The organism is Trinickia sp., from assembly GCF_057351765.1.
Genome location: NZ_JBMRBK010000095.1, coordinates 12,694 through 34,140, shown reverse-complemented (window position 1 = coordinate 34,140; position 21,447 = coordinate 12,694). Strand labels below are relative to the sequence as shown.

Annotated in this window: 20 protein-coding genes; 10 read left to right on the top strand and 10 right to left on the bottom strand. The window is 62.0% G+C overall.

The features are described 5' to 3' along the window. Positions 1-3: 3 nt before the first annotated feature. The 5 genes from tssF to ACO1XS_RS25605 form a co-directional block, all read right to left on the bottom strand. On the bottom strand, positions 4-1,827 hold the full coding sequence (gene tssF, locus ACO1XS_RS25625; protein ID WP_486392003.1) for a type VI secretion system baseplate subunit TssF: 1,824 nt from the start codon (positions 1,825-1,827) through the stop codon (positions 4-6). A 227-nt stretch (positions 1,828-2,054) separates the two neighbouring features. Further along, positions 2,055-3,986 carry a putative bifunctional diguanylate cyclase/phosphodiesterase gene (locus ACO1XS_RS25620; protein ID WP_331572424.1) on the bottom strand — a complete coding sequence of 644 codons (1,932 nt, stop codon included), beginning with the start codon at positions 3,984-3,986 and terminating at the stop codon, positions 2,055-2,057. Continuing rightward, a complete protein-coding gene (locus ACO1XS_RS25615; RefSeq protein ID WP_486392002.1) occupies positions 3,983-4,504 on the bottom strand; it encodes a YfiR family protein in 522 nt (173 codons plus the stop codon). Before ACO1XS_RS25615 ends, ACO1XS_RS25620 begins: the two co-directional genes overlap by 4 nt. Positions 4,505-4,514: 10 nt before the next feature. Then, a complete protein-coding gene (locus tag ACO1XS_RS25610) occupies positions 4,515-6,557 on the bottom strand; it encodes a TonB-dependent receptor plug domain-containing protein (RefSeq protein ID WP_486392001.1) in 2,043 nt (680 codons plus the stop codon). A 330-nt stretch (positions 6,558-6,887) separates the two neighbouring features. Beyond that, complete coding sequence (locus tag ACO1XS_RS25605) at positions 6,888-7,793, bottom strand: helix-turn-helix transcriptional regulator (protein WP_331572428.1); 906 nt, start codon at positions 7,791-7,793, stop codon at positions 6,888-6,890. Between the two features lie 126 nt (positions 7,794-7,919). Between ACO1XS_RS25605 and ACO1XS_RS25600 the strand changes: the two genes are divergently transcribed. Beyond that, positions 7,920-8,711, top strand: coding sequence for a helix-turn-helix transcriptional regulator (locus ACO1XS_RS25600; protein ID WP_486392000.1), 792 nt, complete (start codon positions 7,920-7,922; stop codon positions 8,709-8,711). Positions 8,712-8,736: 25 nt separating this feature from the next. On the opposite strand, the gene ACO1XS_RS25595 is transcribed toward ACO1XS_RS25600, so the two are convergent. From ACO1XS_RS25595 to ACO1XS_RS25585, 3 genes are all read right to left on the bottom strand, one after another. After that, complete coding sequence (locus tag ACO1XS_RS25595) at positions 8,737-9,642, bottom strand: helix-turn-helix transcriptional regulator (protein WP_486391999.1); 906 nt, start codon at positions 9,640-9,642, stop codon at positions 8,737-8,739. 269 nt (positions 9,643-9,911) lie between these two features. Then, positions 9,912-10,835 carry a dTDP-4-dehydrorhamnose reductase family protein gene (locus ACO1XS_RS25590; RefSeq protein ID WP_486391998.1) on the bottom strand — a complete coding sequence of 308 codons (924 nt, stop codon included), beginning with the start codon at positions 10,833-10,835 and terminating at the stop codon, positions 9,912-9,914. 8 nt (positions 10,836-10,843) lie between these two features. After that, the gene (locus ACO1XS_RS25585; RefSeq protein WP_331572436.1) at positions 10,844-11,062 is read right to left on the bottom strand and encodes a heavy-metal-associated domain-containing protein; all 219 of its coding nucleotides are present in this window, start codon (positions 11,060-11,062) and stop codon (positions 10,844-10,846) included. 134 nt (positions 11,063-11,196) lie between these two features. Here ACO1XS_RS25585 and cueR point away from each other — a divergent pair, with 134 nt between their 5' ends. From cueR to ACO1XS_RS25570, 3 genes are all read left to right on the top strand, one after another. Then, positions 11,197-11,637, top strand: coding sequence for a Cu(I)-responsive transcriptional regulator (cueR, locus tag ACO1XS_RS25580; protein ID WP_331572438.1), 441 nt, complete (start codon positions 11,197-11,199; stop codon positions 11,635-11,637). A gap of 206 nt (positions 11,638-11,843) precedes the next feature. Next, positions 11,844-11,990, top strand: coding sequence for a DUF3563 family protein (locus tag ACO1XS_RS25575; RefSeq protein WP_331572440.1), 147 nt, complete (start codon positions 11,844-11,846; stop codon positions 11,988-11,990). Between the two features lie 182 nt (positions 11,991-12,172). Beyond that, positions 12,173-12,508: a hypothetical protein gene (locus ACO1XS_RS25570; RefSeq protein ID WP_486391997.1), complete on the top strand. Its 336-nt coding sequence runs from the start codon at positions 12,173-12,175 to the stop codon at positions 12,506-12,508. A 4-nt stretch (positions 12,509-12,512) separates the two neighbouring features. Here ACO1XS_RS25570 and ACO1XS_RS25565 read toward each other — a convergent pair whose 3' ends face one another. Continuing rightward, complete coding sequence (locus ACO1XS_RS25565) at positions 12,513-13,358, bottom strand: 23S rRNA (adenine(2030)-N(6))-methyltransferase RlmJ (RefSeq protein ID WP_331572444.1); 846 nt, start codon at positions 13,356-13,358, stop codon at positions 12,513-12,515. A gap of 310 nt (positions 13,359-13,668) precedes the next feature. Between ACO1XS_RS25565 and ACO1XS_RS25560 the strand changes: the two genes are divergently transcribed. Beyond that, positions 13,669-14,466 (top strand): 3-hydroxybutyrate dehydrogenase, encoded by a 798-nt coding sequence (locus ACO1XS_RS25560; RefSeq protein ID WP_331572446.1) that lies wholly within the window; start codon positions 13,669-13,671, stop codon positions 14,464-14,466. Positions 14,467-14,482: 16 nt separating this feature from the next. After that, positions 14,483-15,724, top strand: a complete 1,242-nt coding sequence (locus tag ACO1XS_RS25555) for a patatin-like phospholipase family protein (protein WP_331572448.1) — start codon at positions 14,483-14,485, stop codon at positions 15,722-15,724. A 143-nt stretch (positions 15,725-15,867) separates the two neighbouring features. Here the strand turns inward: ACO1XS_RS25555 and ACO1XS_RS25550 are convergent, their stop codons facing one another. Continuing rightward, a complete protein-coding gene (locus ACO1XS_RS25550; RefSeq protein ID WP_331572450.1) occupies positions 15,868-17,067 on the bottom strand; it encodes an amino acid aminotransferase in 1,200 nt (399 codons plus the stop codon). A 283-nt stretch (positions 17,068-17,350) separates the two neighbouring features. Here ACO1XS_RS25550 and uvrB point away from each other — a divergent pair, with 283 nt between their 5' ends. The 4 genes from uvrB (at position 17,351) to ACO1XS_RS25530 (ending at position 21,438) form a co-directional block, all read left to right on the top strand. Further along, entirely contained in the window at positions 17,351-19,441 is a 2,091-nt protein-coding gene (gene uvrB / locus ACO1XS_RS25545) for an excinuclease ABC subunit UvrB (protein ID WP_331572452.1), read from the top strand. A 177-nt stretch (positions 19,442-19,618) separates the two neighbouring features. Continuing rightward, positions 19,619-20,167: an iron transporter gene (locus tag ACO1XS_RS25540; protein WP_331572454.1), complete on the top strand. Its 549-nt coding sequence runs from the start codon at positions 19,619-19,621 to the stop codon at positions 20,165-20,167. A gap of 23 nt (positions 20,168-20,190) precedes the next feature. Further along, positions 20,191-20,529, top strand: a complete 339-nt coding sequence (locus ACO1XS_RS25535; protein ID WP_331572456.1) for a cupredoxin domain-containing protein — start codon at positions 20,191-20,193, stop codon at positions 20,527-20,529. 66 nt (positions 20,530-20,595) lie between these two features. Then, complete coding sequence (locus tag ACO1XS_RS25530; protein WP_331572458.1) at positions 20,596-21,438, top strand: FTR1 family iron permease; 843 nt, start codon at positions 20,596-20,598, stop codon at positions 21,436-21,438. The last annotated feature ends 9 nt before the right edge of the window (positions 21,439-21,447 follow it).

Genomic DNA, 21,447 nt, shown 5'->3' with positions numbered 1-21,447 from the left:
GCGTCAGATCAACGGCGCGGCGCCTTCCCGTGGCGGACAACGCCAAATTTCGGCGCCGATGTTTTTCGATAGCAGTACCACCTGTACGAAGCTGTTCGCGGGCGCATACGGCGCAAAAAACCGGTCCATCACGCCCGCAAAAACACGCAGGCTGCTCGATGCGAACGCATGCTCGTCGACGGTCGCGGTGATCTCGATGCCCCGAACGAATGCGGGCGACGGTTCCATCGCGATCCACTGCATCGTCGGGCGGTAGTCCAGCGACACGATGCCGTCGATGTGTGGCGCCTGTGACTGCGATAGCGTCGCGAATTGCCGAAAGAACTGCTTGAACGCATCGAGCCCCGCTTGACTCAACTGCAGCGTATGAGGTGCCATCTGACCGATGAGCCGCCACAATGCGCCATCGCCGCGGGGCAAGCGCACCGGCTGCGTCGGCCGCGACAACATCGCCACGTTGCGTCCCAATTCGCTGCCTCCGCTTTGCAGATCGCCCCCGGGCATGCCGATCGGCAGTGAGGCGGGCAGATCCCCGTTCGTGCAGGTCATATCGACACCGAACTCGCGGAACTCGGGCGTTACCGGTTCGCCATCGAGTCCCACGAACACGAGTTCGGTTCGGCCGCGGTTCTCGGCATCGGCTCGCCATCGGTCGCGGCGCACCGTCCAATAGGGCCCGGCGAGCTTCTCCGCGCTGCCGTGCATCAGGGAGTTGACCGGATGGAGCACTGTCTTGCGAGCGGGGGAGGGCCCCGCGGTGCTGACGCCATCGATCGAAAAAATCTCGGCCTCCGGTTTGCCCGGTAACGACGGGAGCAGCGAATAAGCGGTCACGTCCGGATTGATCTTGATCGATGCGGCATCGCGTTTGAAGACATTGACCACGGGTGTACAAAACGGCTGGAAGGTATTCGCCCCGATCCTCGCGAGACGCTGCGATGCCCAGGAGTCCTTATGAATTTCGGCCAGCGCGAAGTGGACCGTCACACTACCGCAGGGACCGGTGGTACTCAGCAATGCGGCCAGATCGAGATCGATGAAGTCGAACTTCTCCGGAAACGCAAAATACTCCATGAGCAAACGCAGCGCAGCGGGAGTATCGTCGGACCCCGCGACGAGCGTCTCGCAGTCGTCGAACCCCACCGCGGAAACAGGCGAGGGCTCGAGGCGCTTCCAACGGCCCAAACCGTCTGCTTCGACATACGCGGCGACCGTCTTCAGATGCAGGGCATCGTTCAACGCCGCGATCACTTCGCGCGCGCCGGCCAAGTGCAAACGCAAGCGAGGCGGTGCAGTGGCGTTGAGCAGGGCGCCTGCGCGCGTGGCCGAAATTCCGAGCGAAACGAGTCCCGTCGTTTCGGCAGGGAAGATCGTGCCGGTAGGCGCATGCGGGGACGCGGTGTAGGACCCCTGCGTGACGCGCAGCGGCGCGAGCGTTACGTCGTACGTGCTGCGAAAGCCGCATTCGGTGGCTTTGGCGACGAATTGCGTACCGCGCGCGATCGTCAGCGGGGCGGTCAATTTCTCAAAGACTGCATCGGTGCGGACCTGCGCGATGCAGCATGAAGGAATCGAACGCAGGTACTGCGGAAACAGTATCTCGATCAACGCTTCCGTGAAATCGGGGTAGTCGTCGTCGAGCTTGACGTCGATGCGCGCGGCCAGCAAGGCGAACGACTGAAGCATGCGTTCCACATGTGGATCTTCCGAGTGCTCGCCCGCAATCGCGAGGCGCGCGGCGATTTTCGGATAGCGCGCGGCGAATTGCTGCAGCGATTGCCGGAGCAACGCAAGCTCGCGCTCGTAATGCGGAAGCAATTCTTCCATCTGTTCGAACCGTCGATATTGAAAAGGACCATGCCAGCGAGCGTTTTTCGCATCCCGCGTTGAAAAAGGAGACGCTCATACGTTCGCGCGGGCCTATTATCGGCGATTTGAACCGTAAACTCCAAAACGACGCCGTTTTCGGAAAATGGCGCCGATTCCGATTTTCAGGTTCGATCGCCGGTTATCGCGGCGATATACCCGGTTCAAACAGTCGCCGTGCCGACCGTTCATTCCGCCAACGTCTTCGGTGACATTCCGGCGTCGCTAAGCACGCGTGGTTTGGCTGCGTCATCGCCCAGCAATTTCATCAATTGCTCGAACGGCATGGGCCGCCCGGTAAGGAAACCCTGCACGATATCGCAGCCCGATTCGGCGAGCCAGGCAAGTTGCGCGGCGTGCTCGACACCTTCTGCCACCACGGCGATACCGAAACTGTGCGCCATCGAAATAATCGCGGTCACGATGGGTTGCCCCGCATCGGGAAGCGGATGAACGAAGCTGCGGTCGATTTTGAGGCTGTTGACGGGAAACGATTGAAGATACGAAAGCGACGAGTAGCCGGTTCCAAAGTCGTCGAGAGATAGTCTTACGCCCGATGCTCGAAGGCGGTTCATCGAATCGATGCCCGCATCCATATTCGCCATCAATTGACTTTCCGTCAGCTCGAGCTCGAGCAGTTGAGAATCCAGCCCGCTTTCGGACAGCACCGCCTTCACCTGATGATCGAATTCCGATTGCCGCAACTGACGGGCCGAGACGTTGACCGCCACGTGAATTCGCGTGGCGGACACTTCATTCCAATGCGCGGCGTCGCGGCAAGCCCTCCGCAGCACCCACTGTCCAAGCGCGACGATGAGATCGCTGTCTTCGGCAATAGGAATGAATTCGGCCGGCGAGACGGTACCGTCGGCGGGGTGCTCCCACCGCACGAGGGCCTCCGCGCCGACGAGCGCGCCGGTTTTGCAATCGAATTGAGGCTGATAGACGAGATCGAGCGCATCCATCTCGATTGCTTTGCGCAATTCGCTTTCGAGTCTGGCGCGCCGCCGCGCCTCCACCGTCATGTTGGGGTGAAATTCGACCGCCGTGTTCTTGCCGCGGCCCTTTGCGGCGTAAAGCGCCATGTCCGCGCTGCTGACGAGCGCGGCGACTTCCCGGGCGTCGTCGGGAAACACGCTCACGCCAACGCTCGCGGATGCCACGATACTCGATCGCTGCAGGTTGAACGGGCGAGCGAGCGCACGGGCGATGCGCATCGCCGCCAGATGCCCCTCGCTCTTGTCTTCATTGATCTCGACGAGTACCGCGAATTCGTCGCCGCCGATCCGGCTCACCACATCGGTACTGCGTACGGCTTGACGCAAGGCAGTCGCGACCCGCGTGAGCAACTCGTCGCCCGCACCGTGCCCCAGCGTGTCGTTCACAGTCTTGAAATCGTCGAGATCGACAAGCACCAGTGCGAGACGCGTGCCGACGTAGCTCGGCCGATGCAGCCGCCGGTCGAGCTCGTCGTAGAACGCGCGACGATTCGGCAGCCCCGTCAACGGGTCGGTGGACGCCAGGTATTCGAGCTCTTTCTCCGCTTGCGCGACGCGCGCGCCCATTCGCGACGTGACCGCGAACGCGACCCAGATCGCCACCAACGAAGCCGCCGAGAGAAACGCGCCGTAGTGGAGCAGTTGAGCGACGACCGCATCTGTCGTGGCGACGAGCACGACTTCGCCGATTGCCTTGCCCTTGACCTGGACCTCGGATTCGACGATGACATCGGTGAGCGACCAGGGCCCCGCGTGCATGCGTGCATGCTCGAGCGTGGCTTCGCCGCGCTCGCGTTCTGTGAGTCCGGGCTTCGCGTAGCGGGCGAACAATGCTCCATTGCTCTTGAAGACCGCCACCGTTTCGACGTAAGGCACCTTGCTCAGCGAATGCAGGACTTCGCCCGCAGCCGGCTTGTCGTCGAACATCAGCGGCGCCGCGGTGTTGTCCGCCACCATCTCGGCAATCATGTTGGCGTCTTCGGTCAGGGATGTCCGCAGCGTCACGGCTTGATAGACAAGGAGTACCAGGCTCGATATGAGCAAGGCTACTCCCACGCGCAACGTCTTGATCCGTGCCATTTCGCGCGCCGGACTTGGCGTTTCGAGCTTGACGTGCTTCATGTGACATTCCTCGCAAGCCGAAGCAATTTGGAGCTCAGGCCCAGATGGCGTCGGGCTGCCTCGCTATTGTCGATATCGAAGCGCAGTTGATCGCCTTGGCGAACCAGCAGGACCACGCACGGACCCTCGGGGGCATCGGGCGTGCGCACGATGAGCAATGGCGAGTCCGTACCCAGTGCGGATTTGATTGCGGTCGATGTCGCCGGGCTGCCATCTACGATCAGTACATCGCATCCCGCGGCAGTTGAACCTTCGGAAAGCATGCGCAGGTGCCACGTACGCGCCGCCACCTGGCGCCCTTCGAGTTTGGCGAGCGCGGCACCGAGCTCCCCCTTGTTGCTCGAGCAGACCATGAGACTCGTCGAAGCGGCACGCGTCGAAGGCCATTCAGTGAAGGCGGTGAAGTTGAAGATATAGGCTGCTTCGAGTGAAAAGAGATCGACCTGAGCATGTGCCGTCACACGCAGACAGGCTGCGATAGCAAGGATGAACACGGCGGCGGCAAGCTTTCTTCTCATGTGCGGTCCATCAGAACCCATACACGAGTTTGGCGAGGAACGTGCGGCTTTGCTGCACGATGACGCTTTGCGTGAACCCGGGACCGGCGGGATCGGTAAAGCGCCGGTCGGTGATGTTGTAAATCGAAAACGACAGGTCGGCATGCGGAATAAGCCGCGCTGTGCCGATGCTCAGATTGCCGAGACAGTAGCCGCTTGCATCGCCGGCTTGCGCCAGCCGCGACGATACACACCGTAGCTCGGCGCCGACTCGCGCCGAATGATGGAAGACCGGTACGAACACATTCAGCTTGGCGAGCCGTCGCGGCGAATCCTGCAAGGCCGCGCCCGTATCGCTGTTGCGGGCTCTTTGCCATGAATAGCTCGCCCGGATCGTTGCACCGCCGGCCAGCTGCTGCTCGTAGGCAAGCTCGGCGCCGTTGGCCTGGACGCGATCGACGTTCTGAAACTGGAACAGCCCGGAATCGGTGAGTACTTCGGTGATCAGGTTGCGCACGTCGTAATGGAAGACCGACAGCGTGGCATGTCCGGAGTCGCTGATCTTTCGATCGTAGATGAACTCATACGTCGTGATGTGCTCGGGTTTGAGCGCAAGATTGCCAGTTTGGCCGTCCGTTCCCGGAATGGTGTAATAGAGCTCGTACGCGTTGGGTGCACGATAAGCACGCCCGTACACGAGCTTGAGCGTGTCGGCGGCTGTCGCTTTGAAAATCAGTGCAAGACGAGGACTCGCATTCGCACCGGATACGCTCTCCTCGTCGAATCGCGCACCGGCGTTCAATGTCAATCGATCCGTAAGCTGGATCTCATCCTCCGCATAGACACCGAAAATGTTCGAACTGCGATGATCGTCGAGTATCGATTGATACGGGTCGACGTTGTAGTTGTATTGATCGCGTCTCGCATTGCGCGTCACGCTCATGCCGACGACGATCTTATTGCGCGGCAGGCCCGTGAAAGTCGCATGGACGTCGGCGCCGTACCAGATCGCCTTGTCTCCATCGACGTTGACTACAGCGGGGGCCGTGCCGTATAGCGACGGCATGCGATAGTCATAGCGTTCCCAATAAATCTCGGACGCGACCTCGAGACTGCCCGAGAACGCATGGCGGTAGGTTGCGTTGGCGAAGGTGTGCGTATCGCTCGTACTGTCCGGCGCGTTGAAGTTGGCGCCATAGGCCGCGGTCGGCACACCTTTCGTTCGGTTGCCGTAGCCGGCACTGAATATGAAATCACGGTAGGCGAATTTGGCAAACAGATACTGCGCGCGATCGTAATCGAGTCCGTTGGCCACGCCATTTTTCTGGTCGGGCGTGTCGAACTCGCCGTAATAGAGGTCTTGCCCGCTGCGGACGTACGAAGTGGCCGACAGCAGCAGATCGGCCCCGTTGCTTCCATGCCAGCCATAGCTCGCGCGTGCGCGCTTTTCGCCGAAGCTGCCGACCGAGACAGCGGTTTGGGCGCCGCCCAATGCCGCGCCCTTTTTCGTCACTACGTTGATGACACCGAAGAGCGCGTTCGAGCCGTACACCGCCGATCCGGGGCCCGGCACATATTCGATTCGCTCGACCAGATCCATATCGAGCGGAAAGTCGGTTCCGATCGAAGCTTGATCGTAGACGGAATCGTTGAGGCGCATTCCGTCGATCAACAGCAGAAAGCGGCTGTTGTAATCGCCCGGGCGGCGAAAACCGCGCGCGCCGAGATAGTCATAAGTCCGGTCGTACGAGACATAGAGCCCGGGCAGGGAGGCGAGTGCATCGGAGAGCTTGCGCCAACCGAAGTTGCGGATATCGTCGGCGGTCAGTATGACGGCGGCCGCGGGTGCTTCCGAAACAGGTTGCTCGAAGAGGGACGCCGTACTGACCACCTTGACGTTCATGAGCGCTTCGAGCGGCATCGATGCAAGCGCGTCGGCGGTCAGCGGCGCGTCGTCGGGACCAGATTGCGGCGGCGCAGCAACGCTCTCGTTCGACCCGACGAAAATCGGTACAACGGCCAGGGCGATGCGAACGATGAACGTGATACCGCGTTTGTGTTGTCTGGGGACCATTAGAGCGAAGTCGTAAAGCCGGTGGCGCGAGTACGTGCCTCCTTCACTTAACGGCAGAGTGGAAGCGGTTCTTGAGCTTGGCAGGCGCGTTCGACGGCGCGGCCTGGCGCCAGGAAGAGCTCGCGCGTGTCAATAGGCGGAGTCCTCAATCGACCTGGGCACGGGAAGCCGCCATCCTGGACCCGAGCCCGACGCGGGGTGGCCCGACGCACGGCCAGGCGGCGTGCGAGACTCGACGTAATGGTTGGGAGTCCTAACGAGGTCGGCCGCGGCCGGTATGGACCGGCGTGGGGAAGCGCGCGTACGAACGCCGCTTCTTGCCGTGACGGCTCAAATCAACTCGAGCTTGGAGGTGAGGTAGGTGAGTTCGATGCGATTCGCTACGCCGAAACGCTTGCGTAGCTTGCGCAGGTGGTAATCGACATTGTGTGCGCTCGTGTCCAGGCGGCGGCCGATTTCCTTGTCGGACGCACCTTCGGCAATACCCATCAGCAATTCGCGCTCGAATGGCGTCAAACTATTCGTCGCACAGCTGCGCGAGGCCGCGGTCAATTGCGGCAAGGCAAACGCGTGGACCGACAGCGCGATCGACAACGATTGCTCGACCGTTGCGGACGTGATCCAGTCCCGCGAGCGGCGCGGTGCGGTGAAGCTCATGAAGGCGCTCAAGCGCGTGCCGGGGATGGGCATGGCGAACATCAGGCCGCTGCACATACCGTCATCGCGCATGGTGCTCAGAAAGCCGTCGACTGCTCGATCTTCCGGGGTGCCGATGCTCGATCCGATGCTTTGCTCGCGCAGATGGTACAAGTCCCACACCATCGGCGCATTGGCGCGCCGCGCAGCGAGCGTGCGCGGATCGATCTCGTGATAGCCTTGCTTCACGTAGTCGCCGCGATAGGTGGGAGGCACGAACGCCTCATGCAGGAAGAGCCGCTCGGCTTGCTTGACGTTGCTCTCCAATGCGAAATAGGCAAACGTCGAAAAACCGACCAGATGCAAGAGGCCGTTGATCATGCGATTGCGCTCTGCAGCGGTGCGCGCGCTGGCCAGCGCGCCGGCGATACCGAGGGACGGGCAAGGTTGATCGTCCGCACTCGTTTGTCGCGGGTCGTTGCACCAGATCACATCGATCGGATGTTGCTGCGAAGTTGGCGTTTCGGACTGCTGAGCGTCCAATGAACGACGTGAGGGCGGGAACGACGACGCGTCCTCGCGCAATGCGGCGTGATGCATCGATGAGCCTCCGGTCGAGAGTCGCGTTGCGCGCCACGTAACGCGGCACGGTGGTGCCGGTCAGTGCGTGTAACTTATGGTAATGATAATCAGAAAATCGCATATCGGCACGCGAGGCGTACCCTGATGACAGATGTCGACGAATTCCCGACGCTCGTATGGTTTTCGCAGGCCGACGCGCTCGCTCATCTGCACGAGATCGACGCAAGCGCCGATGTCGACCGTGCCGCATCGGATCTGCTCGGTTGTCACGAACGCCTATTGCACATGGGGTTTCACATGCTCAATTACGGCGCGTTCGAAATGATAGGCCGACGCGTGTTGCGCATCTATTCGATGAGCGATTTAGCCGATATCTCGTTCTCTCGCCTTTATTGGAAACACCGGTTGTACGAAAGCGATCCGCGTTTTGCCGCGCTGTGGCAAAGCGGATTGCCGGCTACATGGCAGGCGGGGCAGGTCACAGCGTACGCAGAGCGGACCGGAGACTCGCGGGCGCGCATGCTTTCAAACAGCCTGCGGTCGCATGAAATGAACGCGGGATTGACGCTCGGCTTGCCGGCACCGCAGCCCGATTTGCGCGTAGCGGTCAATCTGACCTCGCGAGCGCACGAGATCGGGTGGATCAACGATCGCACCGTGGGGGGCGCATTGACGATCGCCCTGACCGTGCACCGCATCGTGCAGCCTTATATCGACGCTTGCGTCCGGCGCGCGCGGGAGCTCATGTTGAGCGCAGATCAGGCCGCGGTTCTCGAGCGGCTCCTCAAAGGGCTGTCGGATCAGGAGATCGCCACCGCAACGGCGAGTTCGCTGCACAAGGTGGCGTCCCACGTGCGGGCGCTGCAAAAGATGTTCGGCGTCGAGAACCGCGCGCAGCTCGTGTACCGCGCTGCGCGCTGGGGTTGGGAAGGTTAAGCGGCGTTTAGCGCGCCCGCGCGAGTCAAGCCGCCTGAAGCCGTCCGGCGAGATAGGCGAGCTGGCTGCGATTACGCGCGCCCAGCTTCTCGCGCAGTTGCCGCAAGTGATAGTCGACGTTGTGCACGGTCGTATCGAAGCGCGCTGCGATGGCCTTATCGGACAGCCCCGCCACGACCGCCGACAAGATCCGTTGCTGCAGCTCGGACAGCCCGTTTGTGGCCTCGCGCCTGCACATGGCCTGGATGTAGGCCGAGCAGCGTTGGTGCAACGACAGACCGAGTCCAATGGCCTGCGCGATGACGCTGTCCGTGATCCATTCGCAGTGCTCCGGCGCCCCAGCAAAAACGATGATTGCGCGCATCGGCGTTTGCGAGATCGGTAACCCGAATGCCAGGCCGCTGGCGAGGCCGTGCGCACGAAGCTCGTCGAAGTGGCGACGGACCTGCGGGTCGAGGGCGTCGTTACGCGACGCATCCAGGATCGAACGGATGTCCCAGACATGAAGCCGGCTCGAGTCGAGTGCACGCCGCATTTGCGGATCCCGGAGGAAGTAGCCGCCCTCGAGCGCCTTCGGCAACAAATCGCTCGCCAGGTAATCGCGTAGCAAATAAGCGCGCTCGGCCTGGGCCTGGGCATTGAGTTTCAAGGCTGCGTAGCCAAGGCCTCTGAAGCCCACGATGTGAAGTACCCCGCGGATCATCCGGATCCGTTCCTCGGCCGTTCGCGCCGCACTGAGTTCGGCCGCGAGAAACGTCGAATCCGCCGCGCCGTCGGCGCGGGCTAACGGAGACAGCGCCGCTTCGTCGAAATACCGCGTATCGCAACGCGGCGCGATCTCCCGGAGCATCGCGGAGCCCGTCCGACGCGCCGGCGCGGGTTGGAGCGGTTCGAGATCTTCGCCTTCTTCCACTACCTCGAGGTAAGACATGCGGAATTCCTATATGGGCCGAGGCACGTCGCTTGTGGCGCCGAGCCGCGGCGCGCGAACAGCACGCGGTTGAGGCAGCTCGTCGAAGCGACTCGCCCTCATGAAAAGGATTGTATTGAGCGCGCTGGCGATGTGTAGCCCGGTATTTCGTAGTGTTTGGCACCCGGCCCCTACGAAGTCGCCATGCAATTACGGAAGTACGCGAGCAAAAATGCCGGGCGGTGCGTTCGTCGGCGCGTGTGCCAATGATACTGTGTTTTTATACAGTATCAAGTCGACGCATGGGGGGGCAGGGCGAGATATCGTTCCAGCACCCATTCGAGCGCGTCATCGAATGGCGTGCGGCGCCCGATCCCGAGCGCTTCGAGCCGACTTGCGTCGAGATGGCAGTCGCGCGGCCGCGGCGTGGAATCGACGCTCGATGCCACCGGCTCGAGGCGCGCATCGAGCCTCAGGGTGCGGGCGATTCGCACCGCGATATCGAATTTGGTCATCGGCTCGTCACCGGACCAATGGGCGCGGCCGCATACGGCGGCCCCGCTTGCCGCCCGCTCCAGCAGGCCGCGAATCACATGAGCCACATCGCCGGTGAACGTGGGGTAGCGTGTCGCCCAGGCATCCATGCGGGCGGCGGGCGCGCCTGCCTTGGCGGATGCGACGACAGCCGGCACGAGGCTCGTCACCGCCGATTCGCTCAAGTCCGTTGTGTGGCCGAAAAGCAACGGTAGACGAAGCACACAGCCGAAATCCGTGGCCTGCGCCAGCGCGCGCTCTCCGTCGAGCTTGCTGCGGCCGTAGGCGTTGAGCGGGCAGGGCGGATCGTCTACGCGGTACGGCGGCCTCGTGCCGTCGAACACGTAATCGGTCGAGATCGACAAGACCCACGCATCGTGGCGCCGTCCGGCCGATGCGATCGCCCGGACCGCGTCGACGTTGAGCGCGCGAGCGAGTGCCGGATCGCTTTCGCAAACATCGGGGCGCCGCTCAGCTGCCGCAATGACGACGGCGTCCGGCGATGTTCGCGCCATGAACGCGTCGATGGCCGCTGCGTCCCGGATGTCGAGGGACATCAGCGCGCCTCCCGCTCGACGATGAGCGGTGCCGATCACGCGCCAGTCCGCCCGCTCGGCCAGCGTTTCCATGACGGCCCGGCCGACCAGCCCCGAGCCGCCGATCACCGCGACTGTAAACATGCGGTGTCTCAGCCCGGATCGGCGACGGTCTTTGCTTCCTGGACCGCATAGCCGGCTTCATCGATCGCGGCAGTCAGCGTCCCGATATCTGCGCTCGACGCGACCCGCACACGTCCCCCCGCAAGGTCGACGTCGACCTGTGCGTCGGCATCGACCGCCTGCACCGCTTGGGTGACAGCTGAAACGCAATGCTGGCAGCTCATGCCTTCGACATGGAATTCGATCATTCGGTGTCCCTTCGATGTAAGTGGGTTCGAAGCGCGAACGCCGGATCGTTGCCGGTCATCGTCACGCTTGCATCGAGCGTATACCTTGCCATAGTGGGAAGGTATACGCTGTCTTCACGAATCGGGAGGTATCGATGAATATCGGCGAAGCTGCGCGCGCGTCGGGCGTGAGCGCAAAAATGATCCGCTATTACGAGCAGGTCGGGTTGCTCGCACCCCGGGGCCGCACCGAATCCGGTTATCGGCTTTACGGTCCGGCCGAGGTGCATACGTTGCGGTTCATTCGTCAGGCGCGGCGTTTGGGTTTTCTCGTCGAAGATATCCGGAAGCTGGTGGCCCTCTGGCACGATCGATCCCGTGCAAGCTCCGAGGTCAAGGCGATCGCACTGGAACACGTCGGCGAACTGGACAGGCGCATTGCCGAACTCAAAGAGATGCGAGACGTTTTGGCGCACCTCGCGCGCCATTGTCACGGCGACGCGCGCCCCGACTGCCCGATCCTCGAGGAACTCGCGAGCGAGGATCCCGTCGCATTTCAAGAAAGCCACTCGACGTTTGCCGCAAAGGTCGTGTGAGGCTGGGAAACGACGCTCGCACGCCGGTTGCACCGTCAAGGTGCATTCTCGACGAAAAAGACGGCTGCCGGCACCATTCCATAGCGGAATGCACGTCATTCGTGCATTTCACTGGCGACTTTCCGTGATCACTATATAATCCGGGTTAACCCTTTTGCGGGAAATCCCTAGCTTCGGCAGCGGTTTCCCGACCCCGGAGAAACGTCATGCTCGCCTATATCATCGAAAAGCTCAGCAACTGGTTCGAATCGGCCGAACGCACCCGCCGCGAAGCATATCTCGCCTCGTCGTCCGATGTCGTCGATCTCGAAAAGCGCCTGCGCGCCCTCGAAAGCAACGGCTATACGCTGTAATTGTGTAGTCGCAGCAAGCGGGGCAGCATTGAGTGCTCCCAGCTCGCCGAGGACGATCATCACAATCGGCGTTGGCTCGACCCGGTGTTTCGCGCGTTTCCGGTAGCCGGAATGTCCGGGCCGCGCTAAGGTGTGAGCGTCGCGTACGCGTTTTGCGTCGCGCGCCTTGTGGATAGTTCTCCATGCACCTCATTTCTTTTTTCTCCGCGCCTGCGCGTTCACTCGCGGCGGCGGCCGGACTCTCGATTGCCGTTGTAGCGAGCCCCGTTCTGGCGGACTCGGACCGCGCACCCGTCGTGCTCGATACTCAAACCGGCATCCACGACGGCAGAAGCGGCGTTGTACTGCAAAACGCTCCGCTTGCGCGCCAGGCGATGGTGCCCACGCAGCCCACGGCCATGCTGCCGGAGATGGCGCCTCAAGCCCAGCAGCCTATCGTGGTTGCACCTTACATTGAATTGCCCGGTGCGTCGGATCGGCGCGCCGTGTACCGGCCGCGCCCGGCCGCAGGGCAGTGACGCGCTACGACACGCGCGCTTCGATCTCGAAGCGCGCTTCGCCGTCCTCGTTCAGCACATCCTTCAGAAACGGCAACATCTCCCGCACTGACGCCGCGAGCGTATAGGGCGGATTGAGAACGAACATTCCGCTGCCGTACAGCCCGAAGCCGTCCGATGGCGGCCGGCTTACAGTCAAGCTCACATGTAGCCAGTCCGTGCTTTGCAGGCGCTTCAGCTGCTCCGGGAACCGCTGCGACTCCGGGCGTACCACCTGCGGATACCAGACCGCGTACACGCCCGTGGCGAATCGGGCGAGGCTTTCCTCGAGGCACGTTATTGCGCGCGCATAGTCGCGCTTGTCTTCATAGGACGGATCGATCAGCACGAGCGCGCGCCGCGGTGCGGGCGGCAGCAGGGCCTTGATGCCTTCGAATCCGTCCCCGGCGTAGAGCATCGCGCGACGGCCCGCGTCGCGGAAGTTATGACGCAGCACCTCGATCTCCGTGCTATGCAGTTCGAATAGGCGCATGCGGTCCTGAGGGCGCATCAAGCGCCAGGCCAGATAGGGCGAGCCGGGGTAAAGGCGCAGATTGCCATCGGCATTGATGGCGCTCACTTGCTCGACGTAATCGGCAAGCGCGGCTGGCAAGTCGTTGCGATTCCACAGTCGGGCTATGCCCGTTTCGAATTCGGCGGTCTTGGCCGCGTAGCCTTCGGTCAACGCATAGACGCCCGCACCGGCATGCGTATCGATGTACCAGTAGGGCTTTTCTTTTTGGCCAAGATAGCGCAGCAACTGTACGACGACAGCGTGCTTGAGGACATCGGCGTGATTGCCGGCGTGAAACGCATGGCGATAGCTGAGCATGGCAAATCGAACGAGAGTTGAACCGCGACACGAGACTCGCGCCGACAGCGTATGGGTGCGCCGCATTGCGTCCTGCAAACGGGCGCGTCATTGTACGCGAGCGATTCCCGTGCAGGTTCGAGTGCGGCGCTCGGAGTTCGAGCGGCGATCCGGCGCCGTCGAGCAAATCGCCACGCGCCGGCCGTCCCTTCATGCACAATAGCGAAGTCGATCCTGGCGCGCGAGTCGACCGGACGGCATATGCCATTCGGCCAGGTTGTCCCGCATCGTGCGTCATGGTGTCATTGTGCTCGAGTCGATGGAGATCTGAATGTCCTCGTTGAATAGCAATTTGAGCGGTAAGGCCGCGGTCGTGACAGGCGCGGCAAGCGGCATTGGCAAAAGCATCGCGCTGACGTTCGCTGCGAATGGAGCAGCCGTCGGCATTGCCGATTTGAACATCGCCGGGGCGCAGGCCGTGGTGGAGGAGATCGAAAAAGCCGGCGGCAAAGCGCTTGCGCTTGCGATGGACGTGACCGACGAAGCCGCTGTCACCCAAGGCATCGATGCAGTGGCCGAGCGGTTCGGTTCGGTCGATATTCTGGTGTCGAACGCCGGCATCCAGATCGTCAATCCAATCGAAAGCTACTCGTTCGCCGATTGGAAGAAAATGCAGGCGATCCACGTGGACGGCGCATTCCTGACAACGAAAGCGGCCCTCAAGCATATGTATCGCGACAATCGCGGCGGTGTGGTCATCTACATGGGCTCGGTCCATTCGCACGAGGCTTCGCCGCTGAAATCGGCTTACGTCGCCGCCAAGCATGCCTTGCTCGGACTGGCGCGCGTGCTGGCGAAAGAAGGCGCTCCGCACAACGTGCGCTCGCATGTGATTTGTCCTGGCTTCGTGCGTACGCCGCTCGTCGACAAGCAGATTCCCGAGCAAGCGAAGGAGCTCGGGATCAGCGAGGAGGAGGTTGTCAAGCGGGTCATGCTGGGGCAGACCGTGGACGGCGTTTTCACGACGGTCGAGGACGTCGCGCAAACCGCATTGTTCCTTGCAGCGTTCCCCAATGCGGTCCTGACGGGTCAATCGATCGTTCTCAGCCACGGTTGGCACATGCACTGAAAAAAAAGGAGCCACGATGGCGGAGCACAACGCTCAGCCGTTGCACGCGCAGACGCAATCTCCGTCCCGAGAGGGACATGTGCGCGCACGGGAGCAGGAAACAGCCGAACGGCCACGCATTGCGTTGCCGCCCTATGAGACGATCGCGCTGGTTTTGCAAGGCGGCGGTGCGCTCGGCGCTTATCAGGCTGGCGTCTACGAGGCGCTGCACGAAGCCGGGGTCGTCCCGAATTGGATAGCCGGCATTTCGATCGGGGCGATCAACACCGCGATCCTTGCCGGCAACGCACCCGAGCGTCGGGTCGCGCGCTTGCGAGAATTCTGGGAAACCATTTGCCAACCGGCTTACGGGTTGGCGCTGCCGCCCGCGGTCGAACAGGCATTCTTCGATTCGACAGAGGTGGTGCGGACCGCATTCACCGCCATGCAGGCGGCCAGCGCGCTCGTTGACGGGCAAAAGGGGTTTTTCGTTCCGCGTGTGCCGCCGCCGTTGCCGTTTTCGGTCGGCACGCCCGATACGGCGAGCTGGTACGACACGGCTCCGCTGAAAGCAACGCTGGAGCGTTTGTGCGATTTCGACAGGATCAATTCTGGCGAGACGCGCGTCTCGGTGGCGGCTGTCAACGTTCAGACCGGTAACTTCGCCTATTTCGACAATCAGCATACGAAGCTGCGGGCCGAGCACTTCATGGCATCGGCATCGCTGCCGCCCGGTTTTGCCGCCACGGAGATCGACGGAGAGTTTTACTGGGATGGCGGTTTGATGTCGAATACGCCGCTTTCGGAGGTCGTCCAGACAACGCCGCGCCGCGACACGCTCGCATTCCAGGTTGATCTATGGAGCGCGCGCGGCCCTGCGCCGAATACGCTCACCGATGTTCAAAGCCGCATCAAGGATATTCAGTATTCGAGCCGCACGAGACTCGTCACGGATATGCTGCAGCACTCGCAGCGGTTCAGGCATGTGCTGCGCGAAGTACTCGCGCGCGTATCGCCCGAGCATCGGGACGATCCTTGGTGCAAGCTTGCCGAGGAGCTTGCGACTTCGCGTCGCTATAACGTATTTCAGCTCGTCTATCGCGACAAGGAATTCGAGGGCAACTACAAGGACTATCAGTTCGGGCTCTCGACGATGCGGCTCCACTGGGAAAGCGGCTTGCAGGATATGCGCGCGAGCCTGGCGCAGCCCGGATGGCTGGATATGCCCGAGAACGACGCCGGCTTCGTTACACACGACATCCACCGCGACTCGCGGTGAGCCGTGCCTCCGAAGCTGTCCCCGGGAGAGCGGGTAGCCGGTTCGGCGCTTTCGTTCAATAAAAAACGGCACGCAGCGAGCGTGCCGTTCAGCGAAGCGGGCGTTGGGCCGCCCATGGGGGGGCGCGGCCGGCAGCGCCTGGATTACTTCAACACATGAGCGATGGCATTTGCCACCGTATCGATGTTGCGCATGTTGAGGGCGGCGACGCAGATGCGACCCGTGCCGACCGCATAGATGCCGAACTCTTCGCGCAGACGATCCACCTGAGCCGCGTTGAGTCCCGAATACGAGAACATGCCGCGTTGCGCATTGACGAAGCCGAAGTCTCGCGCGACGCCGGCAGCCTTCAGGCGTTCGACGAGTCCGGTGCGCATGGCGCGGATGCGATCGCGCATCTCGCCCAGTTCCGTTTCCCACGTGGCGCGCAACGCCGGCGTGGCCAGCACGCTCGCGACGATGGAGCCGCCATGCGTCGGCGGGTTCGAGTAGTTCGTGCGGATCACACGCTTCAATTGCGACAATACGCGCGCAGCCTCGTCCTTGCCCGTGGTGATGACCGACAGCGCACCGACGCGCTCGCCGTAAAGCGAAAACGACTTCGAGAAAGACGACGAAACGAATGCGTTGAGCTCAGCCTCGGCGAACAGGCGCACGGCGAATGCGTCTTCCTGGATGCCGTCACCGAAGCCTTGATACGCGATGTCGAGAAACGGTACGAGCCCGCGTGCTTTCACGACTTCGACGACCTGCTTCCACTGCGCTTCGCTGAGATCGACGCCGGTCGGATTGTGGCAGCAGGCATGCAGCACGACGATCGTGCCTGCCGGATAGCTGTTGAGCGCATCGAGCATCGCCGGAAAATTCACGCCGTGTGTTGCGGCGTCGTAGTACGGATAGGCGACGACCTCGAAGCCAGCGCTTTCGAAGAGGGCACGGTGATTTTCCCAGCTCGGATCGCTGATGGCGACCTTCGCGTTCGGTTCCACGCGCTTCAGGAAATCCGCACCGATCTTCAGTGCGCCTGTACCGCCGAGTGCCTGTACCGTCACGACGCGCCCGGCTGCGATGAGCGGCGAGCTTTCGCCGAGAAGCAGCTTTTGCACGGCTGCGTCATAGACGGCGATGCCGTCGATCGGCAGGTAGCCGCGCGGCAGCGCGGCTTCGACGCGCGCTTTTTCAGCCTCGCGCACCGCGCGCAAAAGCGGAATCTTGCCTTCTTCGTTGGTATAGACACCGACGCCCAGATTGACCTTCGTCGAGCGGGGATCGGCGTTGAAGGCTTCGTTGAGGCCGAGGATCGGATCACGGGGGGCCAGTTCGACAGCGGAAAAGAGTGACATGGTCTGTATCGGCTGAGTAGAAAAGCGGCGGCTTCGTGCATGCCGGCAGCAGTTGGCCCGGGAGTACGGGCCAGGAGCTTGAACCGACGGCGAGCGCTGAAGATCGTAATTGTAACGAATCCGGGGCCGGCGTCGGAGCCTTTTCTGCCCGGGCATGCGGCGTTTCGCCGGACGGGCGTTCGTTTCCGTGTATATCGCGCTCGTCGGGTCGCTCCGCTGCTTGCCTATCCGTAAAACGCTAAAATAGCTTTTTTCTTCGGCGAACGATGCCCCTTTTTCCCTCATGTCCGAACATCAGCCTCATGCCGCCGATGCACTCGACGAATCGAAATTCATCGAGTTCGAGGGCTCCCCGTTCCACCTGTATCAACCGTATCCGCCGGCCGGCGACCAGCCGGAGGCGATCCGCTTGCTCGTCGAGGGCATCCACGACGGCCTGTCGTATCAGACGTTGCTGGGCGTGACGGGCTCGGGCAAGACCTTTACGATGGCCAACACGATTGCGCGGCTCGGCCGGCCCGCCATCGTCTTCGCGCCCAACAAGACGCTTGCCGCGCAGCTGTATTCGGAGTTTCGCGAGTTTTTTCCGCGCAACGCGGTGGAGTACTTCGTCTCTTACTACGACTATTACCAGCCGGAAGCGTATGTGCCGCAGCGAGACCTTTTCATCGAAAAGGATTCGTCGATCAACGAACACATCGAGCAGATGCGGCTGTCGGCCACCAAGAGCCTGATGGAACGTCGCGATGTCGTGATCGTCGCGACTGTCTCGGCCATCTACGGTATCGGCAATCCGAGCGAATACCACCAGATGATCCTGACACTGCGCACGGGCGACAAGATCGGCCAGCGCGACGTGATCGCGCGGCTGATCGCGATGCAGTACAGCCGTAACGAGGCGGACTTCCAGCGTGGCGCGTTTCGCGTGCGGGGCGACACCATCGACGTCTTTCCGGCCGAGCACGCCGAGATGGCAGTCCGCATCGAGCTTTTCGACGACGAGGTCGAATCGCTGCATCTGTTCGATCCGCTCACGGGACGCGTGCGCCAGAAGATCCCGCGCTTTACCGTCTATCCGTCCTCGCATTATGTGACGCCGCGCGAGACCGTCATGCGCGCAGTGGAGACGATCAAGGCGGAGCTGCGCGAGCGGCTCGAATTCTTCCATCGCGACGGCAAGCTCGTCGAAGCGCAGCGGCTCGAGCAGCGCACGCGTTTCGACCTGGAAATGCTGCAGGAGCTCGGTTTTTGCAAGGGCATCGAAAACTATACGCGGCATTTCTCGGGCGCGGCGCCGGGCGAGCCGCCTCCGACGCTCGTCGACTATCTCCCGTCGGACGCGCTGATGTTTCTCGACGAATCGCACGTGTTGATCGGCCAGTTGAACGGGATGTACAACGGCGACCGCGCTCGAAAGGAAAACCTCGTCGATTACGGTTTTCGCCTGCCGTCGGCGCTCGACAATCGTCCGCTCAAGTTCCACGAATTCGAGCGCAAGATGCGCCAGGCGATGTTCGTGACCGCAACGCCCGCGGAATACGAGAGGAAAACGTCCGGGCAGGTCGTCGAGCAGGTCGTGCGGCCTACGGGGCTCGTCGACCCGGCGGTGCAGGTGCGCCCCGCACGCACGCAGGTCGATGACGTGCTCTCGGAGATCAATGTCCGGGTCGCGGTGAACGAACGCGTGCTCGTCACCGTGCTGACCAAACGGATGGCCGAGCAGTTGACCGAGTTTTTGGCCGACCATGGCGTGAAAGTCCGCTACCTGCACAGCGATATCGATACGGTCGAGCGCGTCGAAATCATCCGCGACCTGCGACTTGGGACGTTCGACGTCCTCGTCGGCATCAATTTGCTGCGCGAGGGGCTCGACATTCCCGAAGTGTCGCTCGTCGCCATTCTCGATGCGGACAAGGAAGGCTTCCTGCGTGCCGAGCGCTCGCTGATCCAGACGATCGGGCGGGCGGCACGCAATGTCAACGGCTGTGCGATTCTCTACGCGGACCGCATCACGGATTCCATGCGCCGCGCGATCGACGAAACCGAGCGTCGGCGCGCAAAGCAACTGGCTCACAACGAACGCATGGGGATCACGCCGCGCGGCGTGGTCAAGCGGATCAAGGACATCATCGACGGCGTCTACAACGCCGACGACGCGCGTGCCGAGCTCAAGGAAATGCAGCAGCGCGCGAAGTTCGAGGATATGTCGGAAAAGCAGCTGGCCAAGGAAATCAAACGGCTCGAGAAGCAGATGATGGAGCACGCCAAGAATCTCGAATTCGAAAAGGCGGCGCAGGCGCGCGATCAACTCGCCGTGCTCCGCGCCCGCGTATTCGGCGCGAACGTCGGGGACTCCATCGTCGGCGGCGACTGAGACGTTTCGCCGGCGTTCTTTTGTTTGTTTGTCCGACGGAACGATGCTAGACTTATGCGCAATTGATAATCGTTCGCATTCGCGTTACTTTTCGCAATGCGAACGGCGATCGGATTACGTCGAGTCACAGTTCAGCGCGGGCGGAATGGCCCGCGGTCGTCTTTCGAAGGAGTGTAAATGCAGCGTTCTTCCTGGATGCGCGGTGGCCTGATCGTGGCTGCCGCGATGGTCGCCACGGTGGCGTCGGCCGCCGAATACCCGATCGGCAAGCAAAAGATCGAGGGGGGAATGGAGATCGGCGCCGTCTATTTGCAGCCGATCACGATGGATCCGGAAGGGATGATGCGCAAGGCGTCCGATTCTGACGTCCATCTCGAGGCGGACATCCACGCTGTGAAGAACAACCCCACGGGCTTTGCCGAAGGGGATTGGATGCCCTACCTGCAGGTCAAGTACGAACTCACGAAAGCAGGTGCGAGCTACAAGCAGACGGGCGACCTGATGCCGATGGTGGCCGATGACGGTCCGCACTATGGCGATAACGTCAAGCTCGCCGGCCCGGGCAAGTATCACCTGAAGCTCGTGGTCAATCCACCGATGCAAACGGGCCATATGGCATTCGGCCGACACGTGGACAAGGAAACCGGCGTCGGCCCCTGGTTCAAGCCGATCACGATCGAATACGACTTCCCGTTCGCCGGTATCGGCAAGAAGGGCGGATATTGATCCGTTGACGAAGGATTGCACGTATGAAATTTCATCGTCTCAGTCTATGGCTCGCCGGCGTCGTTCTCGGGCTGGCCGGCGCCTCGGTCCATGCGGAAGACTTGCCGACATTCAAGCTCGACATGGCGGACGGCAAAGTCGAGCCGGCGCGCATCGAGGTGCCGGCGGGCAAACGCATCAAGATCGAAATCCGGAACACGGGCAAAGGCGCTGTCGAGTTCGAGAGCGTGCAGTTGCGCAAGGAAAAGGTGCTTGCACCGGGCGCGGATTCGTTCGTCGTGATCGCGCCGCTGACGCCCGGGGAGTACAAGTTCTTCGACGATTTCCATCAGAGCGCGCAGGGTGTGATCGTCGCGAAGTAGTGGGATGAGTCGAGCATTGCGCGCGGTGGACGCAACCCGCGTTTGCCGCGTGCCGGAGAAGTTCGGATGGGGCAGGTATTGTTCGTCGTATGGCGGGAAAGCGTCGAGGCGTTGCTCGTCGTCGGTATCCTCTATGCGTGGCTGAAAAACGGCGATATGTCCGCGCGGCGGTCTTTGCCGTTTCTCTGGGCCGGCGTCGGCGTGGGTGTACTGGCGGCTATCGCGCTGGGTGCTGCGCTCGTCGGATTCAGCGAATTCCTCTCGGGCGATGCGGCTGATTACTTCCAGACGGGCATGGTACTCGTCGCCTGCGTGCTGATCGTGCAGATGGTGCTTTGGATGAAGCGGCACGGGCGCACCTTGAAGCGCGACATGGAGCGCTCGCTGCAGACCCATACACGCGACGGCAACGGCTGGGGCATCGCGATCCTCGTCGCGCTCGCCATTGCCCGCGAAGGCAGCGAAACGGTCATCTTTCTTTACGGCCTGGGATTCGGGCAGTCCGGACATGTCGGCGGCGCCGATGTGCTCGCGATCGTGCTCGGTCTCGCTCTGGCGTTTCTCACGTTCTACTGCCTGCAATTGGGCGGCCGGTTCTTCTCGTGGCGGCATTTCTTCCGCGTTACCGAGATCATGTTGCTGCTGCTCGGTGCGGGCTTGCTGCAGACCGGTGTCGATAAGTTGATCGACAAGGAGATATTGCCGCTCGGTATCGCGCAACTGTGGAACACGTCGGCTTTGATCGACGATTCAAGCACCGTCGGCTCGCTCGTCGCCGCATTGACGGGCTACCGGGCTCATCCTTCGTTGACCAATCTCGTCGCCTACGTTTTGTATTGGGCGGTCGTCGGTTGGCTTGCGCGCCGCGCGAGCCGCATGCCGGCAACTACAGCGGGCCGCCCGGTATGAGCAGCCCCG

Excerpts from the sequence above, each read along its gene's own strand:
- tssF (WP_486392003.1), bottom strand. The coding sequence starts at position 1,827 with ATGGAAGAATTGCTTCCGCATTACGAGCGCGAGCTTGCGTTGCTCCGG.
- ACO1XS_RS25620 (WP_331572424.1), bottom strand. The coding sequence starts at position 3,986 with ATGAAGCACGTCAAGCTCGAAACGCCAAGTCCGGCGCGCGAAATGGCA.
- ACO1XS_RS25615 (WP_486392002.1), bottom strand. The coding sequence starts at position 4,504 with ATGAGAAGAAAGCTTGCCGCCGCCGTGTTCATCCTTGCTATCGCAGCC.
- ACO1XS_RS25610 (WP_486392001.1), bottom strand. The coding sequence starts at position 6,557 with ATGGTCCCCAGACAACACAAACGCGGTATCACGTTCATCGTTCGCATC.
- ACO1XS_RS25605 (WP_331572428.1), bottom strand. The coding sequence starts at position 7,793 with ATGCATCACGCCGCATTGCGCGAGGACGCGTCGTCGTTCCCGCCCTCA.
- ACO1XS_RS25600 (WP_486392000.1), top strand. The coding sequence starts at position 7,920 with ATGACAGATGTCGACGAATTCCCGACGCTCGTATGGTTTTCGCAGGCC.
- ACO1XS_RS25595 (WP_486391999.1), bottom strand. The coding sequence starts at position 9,642 with ATGTCTTACCTCGAGGTAGTGGAAGAAGGCGAAGATCTCGAACCGCTC.
- ACO1XS_RS25590 (WP_486391998.1), bottom strand. The coding sequence starts at position 10,835 with ATGTTTACAGTCGCGGTGATCGGCGGCTCGGGGCTGGTCGGCCGGGCC.
- ACO1XS_RS25585 (WP_331572436.1), bottom strand. The coding sequence starts at position 11,062 with ATGATCGAATTCCATGTCGAAGGCATGAGCTGCCAGCATTGCGTTTCA.
- cueR (WP_331572438.1), top strand. The coding sequence starts at position 11,197 with ATGAATATCGGCGAAGCTGCGCGCGCGTCGGGCGTGAGCGCAAAAATG.
- ACO1XS_RS25575 (WP_331572440.1), top strand. The coding sequence starts at position 11,844 with ATGCTCGCCTATATCATCGAAAAGCTCAGCAACTGGTTCGAATCGGCC.
- ACO1XS_RS25570 (WP_486391997.1), top strand. The coding sequence starts at position 12,173 with ATGCACCTCATTTCTTTTTTCTCCGCGCCTGCGCGTTCACTCGCGGCG.
- ACO1XS_RS25565 (WP_331572444.1), bottom strand. The coding sequence starts at position 13,358 with ATGCTCAGCTATCGCCATGCGTTTCACGCCGGCAATCACGCCGATGTC.
- ACO1XS_RS25560 (WP_331572446.1), top strand. The coding sequence starts at position 13,669 with ATGTCCTCGTTGAATAGCAATTTGAGCGGTAAGGCCGCGGTCGTGACA.
- ACO1XS_RS25555 (WP_331572448.1), top strand. The coding sequence starts at position 14,483 with ATGGCGGAGCACAACGCTCAGCCGTTGCACGCGCAGACGCAATCTCCG.
- ACO1XS_RS25550 (WP_331572450.1), bottom strand. The coding sequence starts at position 17,067 with ATGTCACTCTTTTCCGCTGTCGAACTGGCCCCCCGTGATCCGATCCTC.
- uvrB (WP_331572452.1), top strand. The coding sequence starts at position 17,351 with ATGTCCGAACATCAGCCTCATGCCGCCGATGCACTCGACGAATCGAAA.
- ACO1XS_RS25540 (WP_331572454.1), top strand. The coding sequence starts at position 19,619 with ATGCAGCGTTCTTCCTGGATGCGCGGTGGCCTGATCGTGGCTGCCGCG.
- ACO1XS_RS25535 (WP_331572456.1), top strand. The coding sequence starts at position 20,191 with ATGAAATTTCATCGTCTCAGTCTATGGCTCGCCGGCGTCGTTCTCGGG.
- ACO1XS_RS25530 (WP_331572458.1), top strand. The coding sequence starts at position 20,596 with ATGGGGCAGGTATTGTTCGTCGTATGGCGGGAAAGCGTCGAGGCGTTG.